Source organism: Leptothoe sp. LEGE 181152 (assembly GCF_032906605.1).
Classification (GTDB): Bacteria; Cyanobacteriota; Cyanobacteriia; order Phormidesmidales; family Phormidesmidaceae; genus Leptothoe; species Leptothoe turfae.
This window is the reverse complement of record NZ_JASATU010000018.1, coordinates 73,749-92,207: the sequence shown is the minus strand read 5'-3', so window position 1 is coordinate 92,207 and position 18,459 is coordinate 73,749. Positions and strand designations below refer to the sequence as shown.

Sequence of the window (18,459 nt, the reverse complement as noted above, 5' to 3'; positions counted from 1 at the left end):
CGACTTTCTTCAGCTATGTTGTTTGAAGGTTATTGCCATGGCACGCACCTCTCCCTTAGAAAAAGTTAGAAATATTGGGATTGCCGCTCACGTTGATGCGGGTAAAACCACGACAACTGAACGTATCCTCTTTTACTCTGGTGTTGTCCATAAGATTGGAGAGGTTCACGACGGTAATGCTGTTACTGACTGGATGGAGCAAGAGCAGGAACGGGGTATCACGATTACTGCTGCTGCTATTAGTACTAGCTGGCGCGACCACCAGATAAACATCATTGATACACCCGGTCACGTGGATTTCACTATTGAAGTAGAGCGCTCAATGCGTGTTCTTGATGGTGTCATCGTTGTTTTTGATTCAGTAGGTGGGGTGCAGCCTCAGTCAGAAACTGTTTGGCGTCAAGCTGATCGTTATAACGTTCCTCGAATTGCGTTTGTCAACAAGATGGACCGTACCGGGGCTGATTTTTTTCGAGTTTACGAACAAGTTTGCGAACGTCTTAAGGCTAATGCAGTTCCTATTCAGATTCCCATCGGTGCTGAGGATAAATTTCGCGGCGTCGTGGATTTGGTAAAGATGCGGGCTCACATCTATGCCAATGATTTAGGTACAGACATTGAGGAGGTTGATATTCCTGAAGAGCTTCGGGAACAGGCAGAGGAGTACCGGACACTACTCATTGAGGCGATCGCTGAAACTGATGATGCTCTTATGGAAAGATATCTTGAGGGGGAGGCATTAACCGCTCAAGAAATTACTAATGCGGTGCGTACAGGGGTGACTAGTGGTGGCTTGGTCCCCATGCTCTGTGGTTCAGCATTTAAAAATAAGGGTGTTCAGCTTCTGTTAGATGCAGTGGTTAACTATTTACCCTCTCCTTTGGATATACCGCCTATCCAAGGAACATTGCCTAATGGGGAAATGGGTGAAAGACCACCTGAGGATGATGGTCCACTCTCTGCTTTAGCATTCAAAATTATGTCAGATCCCTATGGGCGACTGACATTTATTCGAATGTACTCTGGTGTTTTGACTAAAGGTAGCTACGTTTATAACGCCACTAAGGATAAAAAAGAGCGAGTTTCTCGCTTAATTGTCCTCAAGGCGGACGAACGTATCGAAGTTGGGGAACTACGAGCTGGCGATCTTGGTGCTGTATTAGGCCTCAAGGACACCACTACCGGTGACACAATCTGTACCACTGATAACCCGATTGTGTTAGAGTCCTTATTCGTGCCGGAACCCGTCATATCCGTTGCTGTGGAACCTAAAACCAAGCAAGATATGGAAAAGCTGGCTAAAGCTTTACAGTCGCTGTCTGAGGAAGATCCCACATTCAGGGTGTTTACAGACCCTGAGACGAATCAGACAGTGATTGCAGGAATGGGGGAGCTTCACCTGGATATTCTCGTGGATCGTATGAAGCGAGAATTCAAGGTAGAAGCAAACATTGGCGCACCCCAGGTTGCCTATCGTGAAACTATTCGCAAGGCGGTTACCACTGAAGGTAAGTTTGTGCGTCAAAGTGGAGGTAAGGGCCAGTTTGGTCATGTAGTGATTGATGTTGAACCAGGGGAAGAAGGCTCCGGATTCAAGTTCGAATCTAAGATTGTTGGTGGTACGGTGCCCAAGGAATACATTGGCCCTGCTGAAGCTGGCATGAAAGAAAAGTGCGAATCTGGTATTCTAGCTGGGTATCCCGTGATCGACCTTAAAGTCACACTGGTTGATGGTTCTTACCACGATGTGGACTCGTCTGAAATGGCCTTTAAGATCGCTGGATCGATGGCTATTCAGGATGCAGTCACGAAGGCTTCTCCAGTATTACTGGAACCTATGATGAAAATCGAAGTTGAAGCTCCTGATGAGTTTCTCGGTGACATTATGGGAGACCTTAACTCTCGTCGAGGCCAGATTGAGGGTATGGGGTCTGAGAGCGGACTTGCCAAGGTAAGTGCAAACGTACCTTTGGCTGAAATGTTTGGCTATGCCACTGACATTCGTTCAAAGACTCAGGGTCGAGGCATATTCTCTATGGAGTTTAGCCACTATGCGGAAGTTCCGCGCAACGTGGCTGATGCGGTTATCGCTAGAAACAAAGGGAACGCATAAGTTAGTTTAGGGACACAGTAAAATACATGGCACGCGAAAAGTTTGAAAGAAGCAAACCCCACGTTAACATCGGCACCATTGGCCACGTTGACCACGGTAAAACCACGCTGACAGCTGCGATCACTATGACCTTGGCAGCAGCTGGTAGTGCTAAAGCTCGTAACTACGAGGATATTGATGCTGCTCCTGAGGAAAAGGCGCGGGGTATTACGATCAATACTGCTCACGTAGAGTACGAAACCGAAAACCGTCACTATGCCCACGTAGACTGCCCCGGACACGCAGACTATGTGAAAAATATGATTACAGGTGCAGCCCAGATGGATGGTGCTATCTTGGTTTGCTCTGCAGCTGATGGCCCTATGCCTCAGACCCGTGAGCATATTCTGCTTTCCAAGCAGGTTGGCGTACCTCACATCGTCGTTTTCTTAAATAAGCAAGACCAGGTAGATGATGAGGAACTACTTGAGCTGGTTGAGCTAGAAGTTCGTGAGTTGCTCAGTTCCTATGATTTCCCTGGTGATGATATTCCTATCGTTGCAGGCTCTGCGTTGAAGGCTGTTGAGGCATTGCAGGCGAATAGTAGTATTGGCAAGGGCGAGGATGAATGGGTAGATAAAATTCATGACCTGATGAATCAGGTGGATGAATACATTCCTGCTCCCGAGCGTGATGTTGACAAGCCTTTCTTGATGGCTGTTGAGGACGTTTTCTCTATTACTGGTCGTGGTACTGTAGCTACTGGCCGAATCGAGCGTGGTAAGGTTAAAGTCGGTGAAACAATTGAGATTGTTGGTATCCGTGACACTACTCAGAGCACAGTTACAGGCGTTGAGATGTTCCAGAAGACCTTAGATGAAGGTATGGCTGGTGACAACGTTGGTGTTTTATTGCGTGGTATTCAAAAAGAAGACATTCTACGCGGTATGGTGTTAGCGAAGCCTGGCAGTATCACTCCTCACACTAAGTTTGAGGCTGAGGTTTACGTTCTAAATAAGGAAGAGGGTGGCCGTCATACTCCCTTCTTCCCCGGTTATAAGCCTCAGTTCTACGTGCGTACCACTGATGTAACTGGTTCTATTGCTAGCTTCACTGCTGACGATGGCAGTGCTGCTGAAATGGTTATGCCTGGTGACCGCATCAAGATGAACGTGGAGCTAATTAACCCTGTAGCGGTTGAAGAAGGTATGCGTTTCGCTATTCGTGAGGGTGGACGTACTGTTGGTGCCGGCGTAGTTTCTAAGATCACTGAGTAATTATTACTGAGTAATCTGTTTTAGATTAATACGAAGAGGGCATTCTCAATGCCTTCTTCGTTCCCTTGGTCGTAAGGCCTGTGAACCTTGATAATTAAAGGATACTTTAGTCGTAATGGCTACTATTCAGCAGCAAAAAATTCGCATTCGTTTAAAAGCTTTCGATCGTCGTCTCCTGGACACTTCGTGCGAAAAGATTGTAGACACGGCAAACCGCACTAATGCAACAGCGATTGGTCCAATCCCTTTACCTACTAAGCGCAAAATTTATTGTGTACTCCGCTCTCCCCACGTAAATAAAGATTCGCGCGAGCACTTTGAAACCCGCACCCATCGACGCATTATTGATATATATCAGCCAACTTCAAAGACCATTGATGCTTTGATGAAGTTGGATTTACCTGCTGGTGTAGATATTGAAGTTAAGCTTTAGTCTTCTAATATTAGTTCTGTAGTTAGTTATTGCGCTGGTTTTTGTGTAATAACTTGATGGTGGATCTAAGAGTATATGCCTGGGCATGAGTTTTTGAGATGCTCAGGTATTACTTCTGCATATCCTGTGTCTAGGGCTGTTTGAAATGGGTGGATAGGTTAGAATAAGCATGCTGCATCTGGTAGACATGCCATTATTTGGTTGTCCTATGGGGTGTTTGCTGCAAAGTATCTCCTACCTGCCATAATGGATTCTGCTTCATCAGTCGCTGTCCGAGAGCTACCCTTGTTCCCATTGCCTGAGTTGGTTCTCTTTCCTGGTAGGCATTTACCTCTCCATATATTTGAGTTTCGCTATCGCATCATGATGAATACGATCCTACAGTCGGATCGTCGTTTTGGTGTATTGATGATTGATCCTGATAGTGGTGAAATTTCGAAAGTTGGTTGCTGTGCTGAGGTGATTCACTTTCAGCGTCTGCCTGATGATCGAATGAAAATATTAACCATGGGGCATCAGAGGTTCCGTGTTTTAGATTATGTTCGTGAAAAACCTTATCGAGTAGGTCTGGTTGAGTGGGTTGAGGATGAAGCTGCGGATAAAGATTTATCACCGTTAGCATCTGAGGTAGATCAACTGCTTCGAGATGTTGTTCATCTTTCATCCAAGCTTACAAGTCAAGAGATTGAGTTTCCTGAGAGTGTACCGGAATTGCCCTTAGATTTGTCCTACTGGATTGCCAGTACGCTACATGGTGTAGCCAGAGAGCAACAACAACTCCTAGAAATGCAGAATACAGCTCAACGTTTGGAGCGTGAGGCTGATATCTTAACGTCTACGCGTAATCATCTAGCTGCTCGTACTGCCTTGAAAGATGTTCTTCCTGAGGATAGTCCTTCGTAAGCTTTGATGTCGGTATAGGTATTAATTTACTCATAAAATTTGGGCTTTAATTTCTTTGTAGCTACCAAAAACTTTTAAGCTTTTAGTGCAGTTTTTGAGTAGTTGTAAAGCTGCTTGGGTGTTTGGATCATCCAAGCTAGCTTCAATATCAATAAAAAATCGGTAGTCTCCTAAAGCTAGCTTGGTAGGACGTGATTCGATACGACTCATGTTGATTCCTTGAGTGGCAAATAGCTGGAGTGGTTTAAGTAGAGCGCCTGGGGTATTGTCTGGCAGTCTAAATGCTAGGGATGTGTGACTGCCATGGTTTATCAGGTTCTGACCTAGAACCCAAAATCGGGTTGCATTATCGGGGGTGTCATTAATGGGATCTGCTAATGTTGGGATGTTATATAGCTTAGCTGCCCATAGGGGAGAGATTGCTGCAAACGTCTTATTTTCAGATAGTTTAGGCAAAGCTTCAGTTGTTGAACTTGTTGCTATCTGTAGAGCATTTGGCACATTAGTGGCAAGCCATTTTTGGCATTGAGTCAGGGCCTGCGGATGAGAATAGACTGTTTTAATCAAGTCTAGACTTGTGGCCTGAGACAATAGAGCGTGGTGAATAGGAATTACCAGGTTATTTTGAATCTTTAAACTGTCTAATTCCCATAACATGTCTAGGGTATCGCGTACACTTCCACCAATAGAATTTTCAATGGGAACTACAGCGGTATCAGTTTCACCAGCTGCAGCGGCTTGAATAGCTTTAGAAATGGTACTGTAGGGCTTTAGGGTCGGCGGTACCTCATTACGGTGTGTCTTGAGCCAATGTGCATAGTTAGTAGCCGCCAATTCAGAGTAGCTCCCTGCTGGTCCTAAGTGCGCAATAGAAGTCATCTAGAAAATATATAGAGGGCGTCAGCGACCGCTGAAATAAAGGTGTTAGAGTTAGCTTAATAACTTTTAAGCAAAATGATTGTTGAGGGGTATGACGGCAAGGGGTGATGGCCTGCGATGCTGTTCATGCTACGGACATTTTATTTGTACGATGCGACCTTGGGGTGAAATTGGCTAATGGTTCATTTGCGTGCGTCGCAGTCTGTAGAAATCGCTATATCCCCAGCTCCTGTGCCAATCGATCAGTATTTAAGAAATACTGATCGATTGGTGTATGCCCTTGCAGATCCTAGCCAAATTAAAGTCTTGGGACGTCATACTTTCCAATTTAGTATGCGCTCCATCAAATTTTTGATGCTGACGTTGGAACCCGTGGCAGATGTTCAGATTTATCCCAATGATGCTGGTGAAGTAGTGATTTATTCAGACTCCTGTCGGCTCCGACAGCAAGCTGCACTCAATCGAAGGTTTTCGTTCAAACTGCAAGGCTGGCTGGCCGCACGTCCAGATAATTCTGGTGTTTCGGGCAATGCTGAGCTAGATATCAGCATTGATTTACCTGCTGCCTTCCAGTTGACTCCAAAACCTTTGCTAGAGTCGACGGGAAATACTATTGCTAATAGTATTTTAAGTACGATTAAACAGCGGTTGCAGCGGCGTTTAATCCATGAATACCGCGGGTGGTCTACAGGTGTACTGGCGTCGTCTCATCAGCTACGATAACCGCACTTAATCCCCTAACTTGAGCTAGAGCGCATATTAGTCACTCTAGTAGTGATAGTTGTTGGCAACTTTTGAAAGAGCGGCGATGGTATCGCGTAGGCCCTAGTTTTTGTAAACCAGCTAGATGTTTAGGGCTGCCATAACCTTTATTAGATGCAAGATCGTATCCTGGATAACGGTGTGATAAGCGGATGATCAGTGTATCTCGCCAAACCTTGGCAATGATACTAGCAGCTGCGATCGCAACCACTGATTGGTCTCCTTTAACCACTGTTTTTTGTTCTATCCTTAGTTCGGGAATCATCTGGTTCCCATCCACCAGGCATTGTGTTGGTTGAGGTGATAATCGCCCAATTGCTTGCCGCATGGCTTGCAATGAGGCCTGTAGGATATTTATCTGATCAATGCGGTGAACTGAAACCCAGCCAATTTGACTATCCACAGAAGCTGATTGAATCCTAGGCACTAGGTGTTGACGTTTTTTGGGCGTGAGGGCCTTACTATCTGTTACCCCTTGCTCCTGCAGCCATAATTCCAAATCAGGTCGTAGTATAACGGCCGCAGCCACTACAGGACCAAAAAGAGCTCCACGCCCAACCTCATCTACACCAGCCGTTGCCATGTGGAACCCTAGCCCACCGTGGCAGACGAGCGGCGACGGCGACGGCGACGAGTGGGAGGTGTTTCAGGTTCTTCTGATTCTGGTGAATTTTGAGAAGCTTCAGTAATATCCTCAGGGACAACATCAGACTGGTCTGGTGTACTTAGCGGAGCATCTGTACTGATTGAATCAGTAACCTCAGCAGACACGCTAGTCATATCAGTTTGAGTCTCCTCAGACCCTAAACTCTTAACCAGCATAGTATCAAAGTGTTCAGGCTGAAGTTGACTGGAATCCACTGATGTAGAAGTCTCTCCAGGAAGTACGACAGATACCACTACGTTTTTTGTATCTTGGATTTCCTCCTGGCTTAACACCAAAGGAGAAATCCCCATTTCTGCATAGATTCTTTGTTCATTAGGGGTCAGGGCGACGGTTACCACCTGAGGGGGCACTTCGGGTTTACGTCCACGTCCACGAGAACGTTTACCACGAGTTGAGGTTGTCTCTGTTGTCGATAGCTCGTCTCGGGAACTGTCTCCATTAGTGGCCAAAATAGGAGCAGAACCAACAATAGAGCTGACGTTGCTGCCGTTATTGACTAATTTAGGTGGAGTTGTGATTGACCGACCGCTGCGAGTGCTGCTGGGGCTATCATTGCCACGACGACGGCGGCGGCGGCTGCTGCGACCGTTACCTTTATCGTGATAGTCAGGATGATTGACCAAATCGAGAGACTTCAGATTTTGCTCGGGCTCCAAGCTATCCGAACGTTCTTGGCGTGCCATACGAACACTTGGCATCGGTACAACACGACTCGCTACTGCTGATTGTTGCACTTCTACAGGAGCTTCGCCCGGTAACTGAGCAAGATGACCCAGTCCACCACAGGCGGTACAAGGGCAGCTAAATAACTCGTAAATATTCTGGCCTTGACGTTTTCGAGTCAGCTCTACCAGTCCTAGTTCAGATAGCTGGGAAATTTGAGGACGGGCCTTATCAGCCTGTAGTGCCTTACCAAAATGCTCTAGGACTTGCATTTGATCACGCCGGGATTCCATGTCGATAAAATCGATCACAATAACGCCTGCCACATTCCGCAGACGTAGCTGTCGGGCAATTTCCACAGCCGCTTCACAATTAGTCCAAAGAACGGTTTCCCGTGCAGTTGCTGATCGAGTAAATGATCCAGAGTTAACGTCAATGACGGTTAAAGCTTCAGTGGGCTCAATAATGATATATCCACCAGATGGCAGATCGACTCGTGGCTTTAACGCTTCACGAATTGCTGCATTAACGCGGAAGTATTCTAGAATCGGCGGAGACTCAGTTCGGTGATGATCGACCAATACTCCAGCTGGTAAGCGACCATCACTCCAGCTTGATAGGTGTTGTTTCACCCGCTGCATACCGATATCTGAGTCAGTTACAATGCGATTGACGTCTGCATTGTAAACATCCCGTAAAACCCGCTGAATAAAATCATCGTCCCGATTCAGCAAGGCTGGTGGTCTGGTGGCCATGGCTTCTTGCTGAATCATCTCCCAGCGTTTTTGCAACGCTTCCAAATCTTCAATAATAGCTTCTTCAGATACGCCCTCAGCTTCAGTACGTACCAGTAGCCCCATACCTGGTGGCTTTGTCAAGATACCTAAAGCCCGTAGCCTATGGCGCTCAGCCTCATTACGAATTCGTCTAGATAGGTTAACCCCTCTGCCATAGGGCATTAACACCAGATATCGTCCTGGGAGAGTGATTTTCCCAGTCAGTCGAGGACCTTTATTTCCTGTAGGCTCCTTCATAATTTGCACCAGCACTTTCTGCTTAGGTGCAACTAACTCAGTAATAGGCCCCGGAGCTCTCTTTAGTTTTAGTGGCCCAAGGTCGGACACATGCATAAAGCCATTGCGCTCACTATCACCAATATTAATGAAAGCGGCATCAATGCCTGACAGTACGTTTTCAACCGTACCTACATAGATATCTCCAACCTGGTGGCTACCGGTAGCCACAATTAACTCTTGAATTTGATCTTCCGAAAAAACGGCGGCAGTACGATGCTGCTCCGCAATAATGATCTGCTTAGGCATCCAATTTCCTCAAAAACCCATGTAGCCAACCCATATTCACCGGGGTCGGCTTACGTAAGCTCAACGATTAATCCTTCAAATCTAAGACAGCCGCCCTAACCTAAACCCTCTGGCACCTCAGTTAAAGTCAACCGGGCTCTGGTGAGGCCATGGGCAGGCTACAGAGCAAACCGCAGGAATCCAAAAACTTCACTGCTTAGCAGCTAGAAGTAACGTTTAGATAAATCCGATTAGAGTACTGGGGCCTCAGACAGACCGTAAGCGTCGCTGGTACGTTGCAATCGCAAGTGTTCTGACAGAAGCGGAACTGGTCAGTACTCGCCGTTGGTTGAGCTGCAGCTAACAAGCTCTGTAGTTATCCTATGACAGCTTCAGTTGCAATGGATTATAGCTTGAGCCTGCCCATATGGCCAGGATTTTGGACTTTTTATTTAAATTTTTTCAGAGAAAATATAGTTGCCGTTATGCAGATTTATAGCAAACAGCTGAATGCGTTCAGCTGTTTGCTGAGTGTCAAGCTTTTGCTATTCATAGCTTCCAGTCATGACTGATGTTGTGAACTATGTGCGCCAAGCTATATCTAAAGCCCATAAAAATAAGTCTTTGAGGTGGATGGCAATATCCACCTCAAAGACTTGGAGTTACGTTGCTACTAATACTAGATAGCTAATACTAAACAGCGACAACTCGTTTTTTTATTGGCTGTGCTGGTTCCAAAGGCGTTGTCGTATCAATGGGCTGCATGAGGAAAACAATTAAGGGGTAACGTTTGGGGAGCTCACGCCGGACAAAATGACGAACCTCCTCCTCTAAGCGTGAACGTAATCCATCCCATCGAATAACCCGCTGATTCCCAGAGGTATCAATGACTTCGTTCCAACGACCCCGTAGTCCAGCCGTGACTACTTGGTAAACTTTGGCATCCCAATCGGCCTGTGAGTGCTTGGTAACCACACCGCGTAGATGTACTGCAGGAGGGGTCAATAACTTGCCATTACTGTCTACAGTAGTCGATATCGTAATGATGCCGTCTTCTGCTAGCTGCTGACGTTCCTTCAATACTGTCCGTCCGACAATTCCATTGCGGGATGAGTCCACTAATTCAATACCTGAAGAAACTTTGCCAGCAATCCGGATACCTTGCTTTTTATCAACAGCCACGATATCGCCGTTTTGGATGACGACCATGTTCTCTGCAGGTATCCCCATGCTTTGAGCAGTAGCCGCATGCTTAACTAGCATACGATGCTCACCATGGACAGGTAAGAAGTATTTCGGGCGAGTCAGGGCCAGCATCAACTTTTGGTCTTCTTGAGCACCATGGCCAGATACATGTAGTCCTCGTCTCTTGCCGTAAATAACATTAGCACCCTGAGCCATCAGTCTATCAATAGTATTGACGACTGCTATGGTATTGCCAGGGATAGGGTTGGCTGAAAAGATAATCGTATCTCCGCTACGTACCCTGATTTGGCGGTGGGAACCATTAGAAATACGCGTAAGTGCGGCCATAGGCTCTCCCTGGGAGCCTGTTGTCAGAATCATTGCCTGTTCATCAGGGCAGCCATTCAGGGCGTTTAAGGGCTTAAATAAATTGTCTGGACACTTGATATAACCCAAGCTGCGGGCATGAGCTATCACATTGAGCATGGACCGTCCGACCACGAACACCGAGCGCTTATGCTTTTGTGCGAGCTCTAGTAGCATGTTGACTCGGTGCACTGAGGACGCAAAGGTCGTCACCATGAGACGACCTTTGGCTTCACTAAAGGCACGATCTAGGTTTGGAAATACTGACCGTTCAGAAGGGGTATGACCTGGAACCTCAGCGTTTGTAGAGTCGCTGATTAAGCACAGAATACCTTCTTCTCCATAGGCAGCTAATCGGGCGAAATCAAAATATTCACCATCTACAGGAGTATGGTCGATCTTAAAATCACCTGTATGAATAACAGTGCCTGCTGGTGTGCGAATGGCTACTGTAAAGCTGTCGGCCATTGAGTGGGTATTACGGATATATTCCACTACAAAGGATTGACCTAGCCTAACGGTGTCACGGGGTTGGACTGTTTGTAATTCGGTGCGATCAGCTACCCCGGCTTCTTCTAGCTTGTCAGCCAGCAGCGCCATAGCCAGCCGTGGGCCGTAGATAATGGGAATGTCAAACTGCTTCAGATGAAAGGCAATGCCACCAATATGGTCCTCATGACCGTGGGTGACAATCATGCCTTTAATTTTATGATGATTTTCCCTGAGGTAGGTAACGTCAGGTAGCACGATATTCACGCCATGCATTTCATCGGATGGAAATGCTAGGCCTGCATCTACCAGGATGATTTCATCATTAATTTCAAAGACACAGGTATTTTTACCAATTTCATGTAATCCGCCTAGGGGAATGATTTTAAGAGTGTCTTTCTCTATTGTTTTGGTATTACTGGGAGATGGCACAGGGGAAGTGCCCTTAATTCTAGGAGTATCAGACTGGTTGCTACTTTTTGCAGTAGTTCTAGATCGTTGGCTTGTTCTAGATCGTTGGCGCATGAGTTCCTTAATGAAAGGTCAAAAAAATTGTCTGAAAACGTTTAGTAAAGATGTGCTGTAAAGTCTGAAGCGTTAACTACAGGGGAATAGATATCTAAAAAGTTGAGTTTTGTGGCTTTCAGATATTTGAAGCAGTGCTAGGTCTATGCAGCGGCTACGGGTAGTAAATCTAATTCAGCCATTAAACCTTTAAGTTCATTGCTGAGTTCAGCCGGAGCTTCACCTAGAGGTAAACGGCAGGTACCTACAGACCATCCCTGAAGATGCATGGCAGCTTTAATCAAAATGGGATTGGTGGTTGCGAATAGGGCTTTAAACAAGGGCAGTAATTTAAGATGCATATCCCGCGCTGCCACCACTTGACCCTGCTCATAGGCTTGAATCATTTGCTGTAGAGATTCTCCCACGAGGTGGCTGGCAACACTGACAACACCTGTGGCTCCTACTGACAGCATGGGTAGCGTTAAGGAGTCATCCCCGGAATAAATGTCAAAATCAGATGCGGTCAGCCGACGAATTTCGCTTACTTGGTCTAAGTCACCACTAGCTTCTTTGACCGCGACGACATTTGGCACTTTTGCCAAGTTGGCAATGGTAGACGCTGCCAAATTTTGCCCGGTGCGTCCTGGGATGTTGTAAAGCATCACAGGTAAGTCGGGGACTGCGTTTGCGATCGCACTAAAGTGTTTCTGTAATCCAGCCTGAGGAGGCTTGTTATAGTACGGAACTACCTGAAGTGTCCCATCTAACTCTAGCTCAGCTGCCTTTTTGGTTGCTTCAATAGCCTCTGTCGTACTATTCGAGCCAGTGCCAGCAATAATTTTGCCGTGACCCTGGATAGCAGCTTTAATGACTTGAAAAAGCTTGTATTCCTCTTCCCACGTAAGTGTGGGAGATTCTCCTGTGGTACCACATACAACGATAGTATCTGTACCGTGACTGACCAGATGGGATGCTAGCCGCTGCGCAGACTCATAATCGACGGCTCCTGCCTGATCAAAAGGGGTAATCATTGCCGTGAGTACTCGCCCAAAATATGTCACGTCCTATCTATCCTCACTACATCACATCATACAGAAAACTTAATAAAATCCTATCTTCAAAGGATTAATTGACAACCCTGCCAATTGGCATGGCCGTTTGGAACCTCCTATTACAGAATCTATAAACTATTACCTGCTCAAGCTCCCCATAAGGCTTGACTACAAAGCTTTTAACTTTCCGAAGACTAACAACCAATTCAGATGACAGCCTTATTCTAGGCTAGGGCCTTTGGTTTCAGAGCTTGCTTATCCACTAAGAGTTCAGCGATTTGAACGGCATTGAGAGCTGCCCCCTTTCGTATTTGATCACCACTGAGCCAAAGCTCTAAGCCATGATCATGAGAAAGATCACGACGAACTCGACCAACTAACACATCATCCTGACCGCTAGCTTCCATAGGCATTGGAAAATAATTAGTCTGCCAATCTTCAACTACCTTTACACCAGGTGCTGTTTGCAACAGGTCTAATGCCTTACTCACTGTGAGCGGCTGTGTGAATTCAATATTTATGGCTTCTGAATGAGCTCGTAAAACCGGGACCCTTATGCAGGTTGCACTCACACGCAAACCAGGAACCCCAAAGATCTTACGAGTTTCATTCACCATCTTCATTTCTTCTTGGCAGTATCCCTGGTCATTGAGTGGTGAATTATGAGGGAACAAGTTAAATGCCAGTGGATATGGAAATGACTCAGTTGGAGGCTCTTCACCCTGTAATATTGCCTGAGCTTGCTGCTTAACCTCTTCCATTGCCCGAGCTCCCGCTCCACTGGCAGATTGATAAGTTGCAACTACAATGCGTTCCATCGGTTGATGCTGATGTAATGGCCAAAGGGCCACACTCATCAATATGGTGGTGCAATTGGGATTGGCGATGATTCCCTTGTGATTGAGCGCAGATTCAGGATTCACCTCAGGTACCACAAGAGGGACATCTGGGTCCATGCGAAACGCACTAGAGTTATCTATAACAACAGCACCTGCTGTAGCCGCTTTAGGTGCCCATTCTTTAGAAACAGAACCCCCGGCAGAGGCAAGGACTAGGTCAATATCAGCAAAATCTACATCGCTAATAGCTTTAACCTTAATAGGTTTCCCTTTAAAGAATAGCTCCTTCCCAGCCGAGCGCTGAGAAGCTAAAAGAGTCAACTCCTGAACAGGGAAGTTACGCTCTTCCAAAAGCTCTAGCAGTTCGGTGCCAACGGCACCTGTAGCCCCCATAATCGCTACATGATACGCTTCAGGCAAAAGATCTAACCTCCTCATTTATTAATAAAACTTGCGCACAAACAATAATCATTAAAATAGAAAATAAGCCTGATTTAACTTTTAACGAACGAGACAATGCCTACAAATAAATTCTAAATTCTTTTCAGATCCCTAAGCCCACCGCTGAACCATACAGTAGAGTTCCATTTATACAAAGATACCAAAGCTAAAACAGGAATCTCTAGAATGGCCAGATTGCCAAATAATCCCTTGTGTCTTATTCAGCCTTGTGTCTTACTCAGTAAAAGTAATGGGTTAGTTTTCGAGCCTAACTCAAACACAGTCCAAAAGGGAAACACTAGTACTCCTAAAACAATTAGCGGTTCAGCTTACTTCTCCCTACAAATTGCTCCCATGTCCCCAAATCAATTTGCCATGGCTGTATCCGGTTGAAGTCAACCGGCCTACAAGCACCCAAGCTAAAGGCACCATGTAATAAAGCTTGGGTGCTTTACAAATAGCAATCATGAATACTCGCCTATGATACTACACCCATTTAGCCCTGCCTTAATGTTGGCCAATAGTTAATATTCAGTGCGGCTTGCTGGTGTGGGCAGGTAAGAAATTAAGCAAAAAGGCTAAACTTCTTAACAAGGCATCTAAGAGTCAACGCTTCGATATAGGAATAATCAGGTAATATAGCTAACTGCGCTCGCAGCTCATGCTTTGAGCGTTGAATTTTTTAGGTGTTCTTCACACAGCCACGATACTTTAGCCAAATAAAGATGGTGCTGCATCTTGAGTCACAAGACAGCACTCGACTGAGATGTAAAAGTGCTGTCCCTCTAATGGAGCAAAACTTTACAAAGTCAGTTTGTGGTAAAACCTGCTGCGCAACCCAATCAATAAGAACAAAAAGCCGAAATGAAAGTTACCCAGGAAAAACTGCCCGATAGCCAGGTTGGCTTAGAAATAGAAGTTCCTGCAGATATCTCTAAGCAGACTTATGAGCAGACGCTACGTAAGTATATGAAGACGGCTAATATCCCTGGGTTTCGTAAAGGCAAAGTGCCTCGTCAGATCCTGGTACAGCAGTTGGGAGCAAATAGGCTCAAAGCTGCTGCTCTTGAAGAGTTAGTCCAAACTGCTATTGATAAGGCGATTTCTCAAGAAAAAATTGAAGCATTAGGCAATTATCAACTGCGCTCTGGTTTCGAATCCTTAATTGAGCAATTTGAGCCAGGTAAAGTTTTAACTATTTCCGCATCAGTAGATGTTCCTCCTCAGGCTGAACTTGATAAATATCAAGGTCTATCGGTTAAAGCTGAGGAAATTGCTTACAGTGCGGATCGAATCACTGAAACTTTAGAGAGCTATCAGCAAAATCTAGCCAGCCTGGTCCCTGTCGAAGATCGAACAGCGCAGGAAGGGGATGTCGCTGTAGTTGATTTCGTCGGCAAAATTGTTGAAGACGGTAAAGAACCTGAAGAATTTGAAGGAGGCTCTGCCAGCGAATTTCAGGTTGAAATTAAAGAAGGCCGCTTTATTCCAGGATTTGTTGAAGGCATTGTTGGCATGGAGTTGGGCCAAACTAAAGATGTCGAAGTTTCATTCCCAGATGAATATCCTCAGGCGGATCTTGCTGGTAAACCTGCTGTTTTCAGCATCACCTTAAATGACTTGAAGGAGCGCGAACTCCCTGATCTTGATGATGATCTTGCGCAAGAGGTCAGTGAATTTGAAACTCTGGCAGAATTAAAGCAGTCCTTGGAAGAGCGTTTTAAGAAAGAGGCGGAGGATGCGACTAAGGCCAATACAGAAACAGCCCTTCTAGATGAGCTGGTTACTCACCTACAGGTAGAAATTCCCAGAACCTTATTGCAGCGGGAAGTAGATCATATCGTTACCCAGACAGTGATGCAGCTGTCTAATCAAGGTATTGATATCAATAAATTTTTGACCAAGGAGCTGGTCGAAAATATGCGTGAAAATGCAAAGCCTGAAGCAACCGAACGTTTACGTCGCACGCTTGCTTTGGGAGAAGTTGCAAAGCAGGAATCCATCAGCGTTGATGAGGATGCTGTGACTACTCGCATGAAAGAAATGATGTCTGAAGTAGACGATCCGACAAAAATTGATCAAGATCGTTTGAAGCAAGTGGTAAATGAGGATCTTCTTAAGGAAAAGATTTTGACTTGGCTTTCAGAGAACGCAAGTGTTGAGCTTGTGCCTGAAGGTACTCTGGCTCCCAATGAAGAAGCTGACACTGAAACAGCGGCTACTTTGGAGGAAGAATAGTCGTCTGGTTTAAGAACCATTGATTGAGGTTAGCCTTCTCAATCATAGAGTTTACTCATGGCTTAAGCCGATCAAATTCTTTTAGAGATAATAAGGTTGCCGGGTGCGGGCGTTACTACCCAGAAAGGGATTGCATTGCCAATAATGTTGGAATCAATTAAAGGATTGCAAAAAATCCTGCCAGGTGGCTGTTGAAATTGGTCGGTTTTCGCTAGAGTATGGGGGCCTTCCCTACACACATCTCAACTGAGGGATAAGGCATAATGTATAGGGAGCCTATTAATCAATATATGTATTCATCAATGTTTCATCTCTGCCAGAGTACAACAGTACCAGATTTGTCTGGGCACATGTTGTCCAGTGGCACTGACGGAGCAAAAAGTATGCTTCCAGTAGTGCTTGAGCAATCTGGTCGAGGTGAACGGGCGTTTGATATTTACTCACGCCTGCTGAGGGAGCGCATCGTATTTCTTGGCAGTGGTGTAGACGATACGCTGGCTGATTCAATTGTGGCTCAGTTGCTATATTTGGATTCCGAAGATCCCGAGAAAGACGTCCAAATATATATCAATTCCCCTGGAGGATCGATTACCGCAGGGATGGCTATCTACGATACTATGCAGCAGATTCGTCCGGATGTGGTGACCATCTGTTTTGGATTAGCTGCTAGTATGGGGGCGTTTTTGCTTTCTGGTGGGGCTAAAGGGAAACGCATGGCCTTGCCAAGTTCCCGCATAATGATTCATCAGCCCCTGGGCGGTGCTCAGGGCCAAGCAGTTGATATTGAAATTCAGGCTCGGGAAATTTTGTACTTGAAGCAGCGGTTAAATGAGCTATTGGCTGGTCACACTGGGCAGCCTTTGGACAGAATCGCAGAAGATACTGAACGTGATTTCTTTATGTCTGCTGCTGAGGCTGCTGACTATGGCTTAATTGATACCGTGATTTCTCGCGATACAACCGCCGATTTGATGTCAACGCACTAGGTTAGGGCTGATATGTCTAAATATGACTCCCATCTCAAATGTTCCTTTTGCGGGAAGTCTCAGGAACAGGTGCGCAAGTTAATAGCAGGTCCAGGTGTGTATATCTGTGACGAGTGCGTTGATCTTTGTAATGAAATTTTAGATGAGGAACTGTTTGACTCCAGTTCTGCAGTGACTCCTCCGACACCTCGACGAGAGCAGCAACCTGAGCGTAGTCGAAAGTCGCCGTCACATATTTCCCTAAACCAAATTCCTAAGCCTCGTGATATCAAAGCTTATTTGGATGAGCATGTTATTGGTCAGCACGAGGCTAAAAAGGTCCTTTCTGTTGCAGTTTATAACCACTACAAGCGACTAAGTTATGTGCAGTCGGGGGGTGGGCCTGGTGAAGAGAATGTCGAGCTGCAAAAGTCTAATATTCTCTTGATTGGACCTACTGGTTCAGGTAAGACTTTGTTGGCTCAGACATTAGCAAAAATTTTGGATGTTCCCTTTGCTGTAGCTGATGCAACTACGCTTACCGAAGCGGGATACGTAGGTGAGGATGTTGAAAATATTTTGCTGCGGTTATTACAGGTCGCAGATTTAGATGTAGAAGAAGCTCAGCGCGGCATTATCTATATCGATGAGATTGATAAGATTGCTCGTAAAAGTGAAAATCCATCAATAACAAGGGATGTGTCTGGTGAAGGTGTGCAGCAGGCACTTTTGAAGATGCTGGAGGGAACTGTTGCCAATGTGCCACCTCAAGGGGGACGGAAACATCCCTACCAAGATTGTATTCAGATTGATACAAGTAATATCCTATTTATCTGTGGTGGTGCGTTTGTTGGTTTAGAGAAAATTATTGAGCAGCGTATTGGCAAAAAGTCTATGGGCTTTGTACAAGGGTCAGGAGAACCTCAAACACAGTTCAATCGTGATAAGAGAGCTGCTGATGTCCTCAAAAATTTAGAAGCTGACGATATTGTTAAATTTGGGATGATTCCTGAATTTATTGGCCGAATTCCAGCCATATCCGTACTTAATCCACTTGATGAAGAAGCATTGATGGCAATTTTGACAGAGCCTAAAAATGCCCTTGTCAAACAATTTCAGAAGCTCATGCTTATGGACAATGTGAGCTTGGAGTTTAAGCCGGACGCTATTCGTGCGATTGCCCAAGAGGGGTATCGGCGTAAGACCGGTGCACGAGCACTGCGTAGCATTATTGAAGAAATTATGCTGGATGTGATGTATGAGCTGCCTTCAAGGAAGGATATGAAGCGTTTTCAAATTACCCGAGAAATGGTTGAAAAACGCTCTACCGCAGAGTTGCTTATGCATCCCTCTTCATTACCTAAACCAGAATCTGCTTAATTAATTAAAACCAGAGAATA

The 18,459-nt window shown here is 45.6% G+C and carries 14 protein-coding genes; 8 read left to right on the top strand and 6 right to left on the bottom strand.

The genetic code is table 11. From position 1 onward, the window contains the following. Nucleotides 1-37 precede the first annotated feature (37 nt). From fusA to QGP82_RS12160, 4 genes are all read left to right on the top strand, one after another. Nucleotides 38-2,113, top strand: coding sequence for an elongation factor G (gene fusA / locus QGP82_RS12175; protein ID WP_163661815.1), 2,076 nt, complete (start codon nucleotides 38-40; stop codon nucleotides 2,111-2,113). 26 nt (nucleotides 2,114-2,139) lie between these two features. Then, nucleotides 2,140-3,369, top strand: a complete 1,230-nt coding sequence (tuf, locus tag QGP82_RS12170; protein WP_163661812.1) for an elongation factor Tu — start codon at nucleotides 2,140-2,142, stop codon at nucleotides 3,367-3,369. A gap of 115 nt (nucleotides 3,370-3,484) precedes the next feature. Then, nucleotides 3,485-3,802 (top strand): 30S ribosomal protein S10, encoded by a 318-nt coding sequence (gene rpsJ / locus QGP82_RS12165; RefSeq protein WP_006515830.1) that lies wholly within the window; start codon nucleotides 3,485-3,487, stop codon nucleotides 3,800-3,802. A 246-nt stretch (nucleotides 3,803-4,048) separates the two neighbouring features. Further along, nucleotides 4,049-4,705 carry an LON peptidase substrate-binding domain-containing protein gene (locus QGP82_RS12160; protein WP_163661810.1) on the top strand — a complete coding sequence of 219 codons (657 nt, stop codon included), beginning with the start codon at nucleotides 4,049-4,051 and terminating at the stop codon, nucleotides 4,703-4,705. Between the two features lie 30 nt (nucleotides 4,706-4,735). Here QGP82_RS12160 and pheA read toward each other — a convergent pair whose 3' ends face one another. Beyond that, nucleotides 4,736-5,584 (bottom strand): prephenate dehydratase, encoded by an 849-nt coding sequence (gene pheA / locus QGP82_RS12155; RefSeq protein ID WP_163661808.1) that lies wholly within the window; start codon nucleotides 5,582-5,584, stop codon nucleotides 4,736-4,738. Between the two features lie 177 nt (nucleotides 5,585-5,761). Here pheA and QGP82_RS12150 point away from each other — a divergent pair, with 177 nt between their 5' ends. Then, the gene (locus QGP82_RS12150; protein WP_163661806.1) at nucleotides 5,762-6,307 is read left to right on the top strand and encodes a DUF1997 domain-containing protein; all 546 of its coding nucleotides are present in this window, start codon (nucleotides 5,762-5,764) and stop codon (nucleotides 6,305-6,307) included. 40 nt (nucleotides 6,308-6,347) lie between these two features. Here QGP82_RS12150 and QGP82_RS12145 read toward each other — a convergent pair whose 3' ends face one another. The 5 genes from QGP82_RS12145 to QGP82_RS12125 form a co-directional block, all read right to left on the bottom strand. Further along, nucleotides 6,348-6,929: a ribonuclease HII gene (locus QGP82_RS12145; RefSeq protein WP_163696644.1), complete on the bottom strand. Its 582-nt coding sequence runs from the start codon at nucleotides 6,927-6,929 to the stop codon at nucleotides 6,348-6,350. An 8-nt stretch (nucleotides 6,930-6,937) separates the two neighbouring features. After that, nucleotides 6,938-8,998, bottom strand: coding sequence for a ribonuclease E (gene rne, locus QGP82_RS12140; RefSeq protein ID WP_163661802.1), 2,061 nt, complete (start codon nucleotides 8,996-8,998; stop codon nucleotides 6,938-6,940). Nucleotides 8,999-9,670: 672 nt separating this feature from the next. Next, nucleotides 9,671-11,542 carry a ribonuclease J gene (locus tag QGP82_RS12135; protein WP_499059329.1) on the bottom strand — a complete coding sequence of 624 codons (1,872 nt, stop codon included), beginning with the start codon at nucleotides 11,540-11,542 and terminating at the stop codon, nucleotides 9,671-9,673. A 143-nt stretch (nucleotides 11,543-11,685) separates the two neighbouring features. After that, nucleotides 11,686-12,585, bottom strand: a complete 900-nt coding sequence (gene dapA, locus QGP82_RS12130; RefSeq protein ID WP_163661561.1) for a 4-hydroxy-tetrahydrodipicolinate synthase — start codon at nucleotides 12,583-12,585, stop codon at nucleotides 11,686-11,688. A gap of 215 nt (nucleotides 12,586-12,800) precedes the next feature. Then, nucleotides 12,801-13,835 carry an aspartate-semialdehyde dehydrogenase gene (locus QGP82_RS12125; protein ID WP_163661559.1) on the bottom strand — a complete coding sequence of 345 codons (1,035 nt, stop codon included), beginning with the start codon at nucleotides 13,833-13,835 and terminating at the stop codon, nucleotides 12,801-12,803. Nucleotides 13,836-14,720: 885 nt separating this feature from the next. On the opposite strand from QGP82_RS12125, the gene tig reads away from it, so the two are divergent. From tig to clpX, 3 genes are all read left to right on the top strand, one after another. Next, a complete protein-coding gene (gene tig, locus QGP82_RS12120) occupies nucleotides 14,721-16,094 on the top strand; it encodes a trigger factor (protein WP_163661557.1) in 1,374 nt (457 codons plus the stop codon). A 350-nt stretch (nucleotides 16,095-16,444) separates the two neighbouring features. Then, entirely contained in the window at nucleotides 16,445-17,080 is a 636-nt protein-coding gene (gene clpP / locus QGP82_RS12115; protein ID WP_036018558.1) for an ATP-dependent Clp endopeptidase proteolytic subunit ClpP, read from the top strand. Nucleotides 17,081-17,092: 12 nt separating this feature from the next. Continuing rightward, a complete protein-coding gene (gene clpX / locus QGP82_RS12110; RefSeq protein WP_163661555.1) occupies nucleotides 17,093-18,439 on the top strand; it encodes an ATP-dependent protease ATP-binding subunit ClpX in 1,347 nt (448 codons plus the stop codon). Nucleotides 18,440-18,459 lie beyond the last annotated feature (20 nt).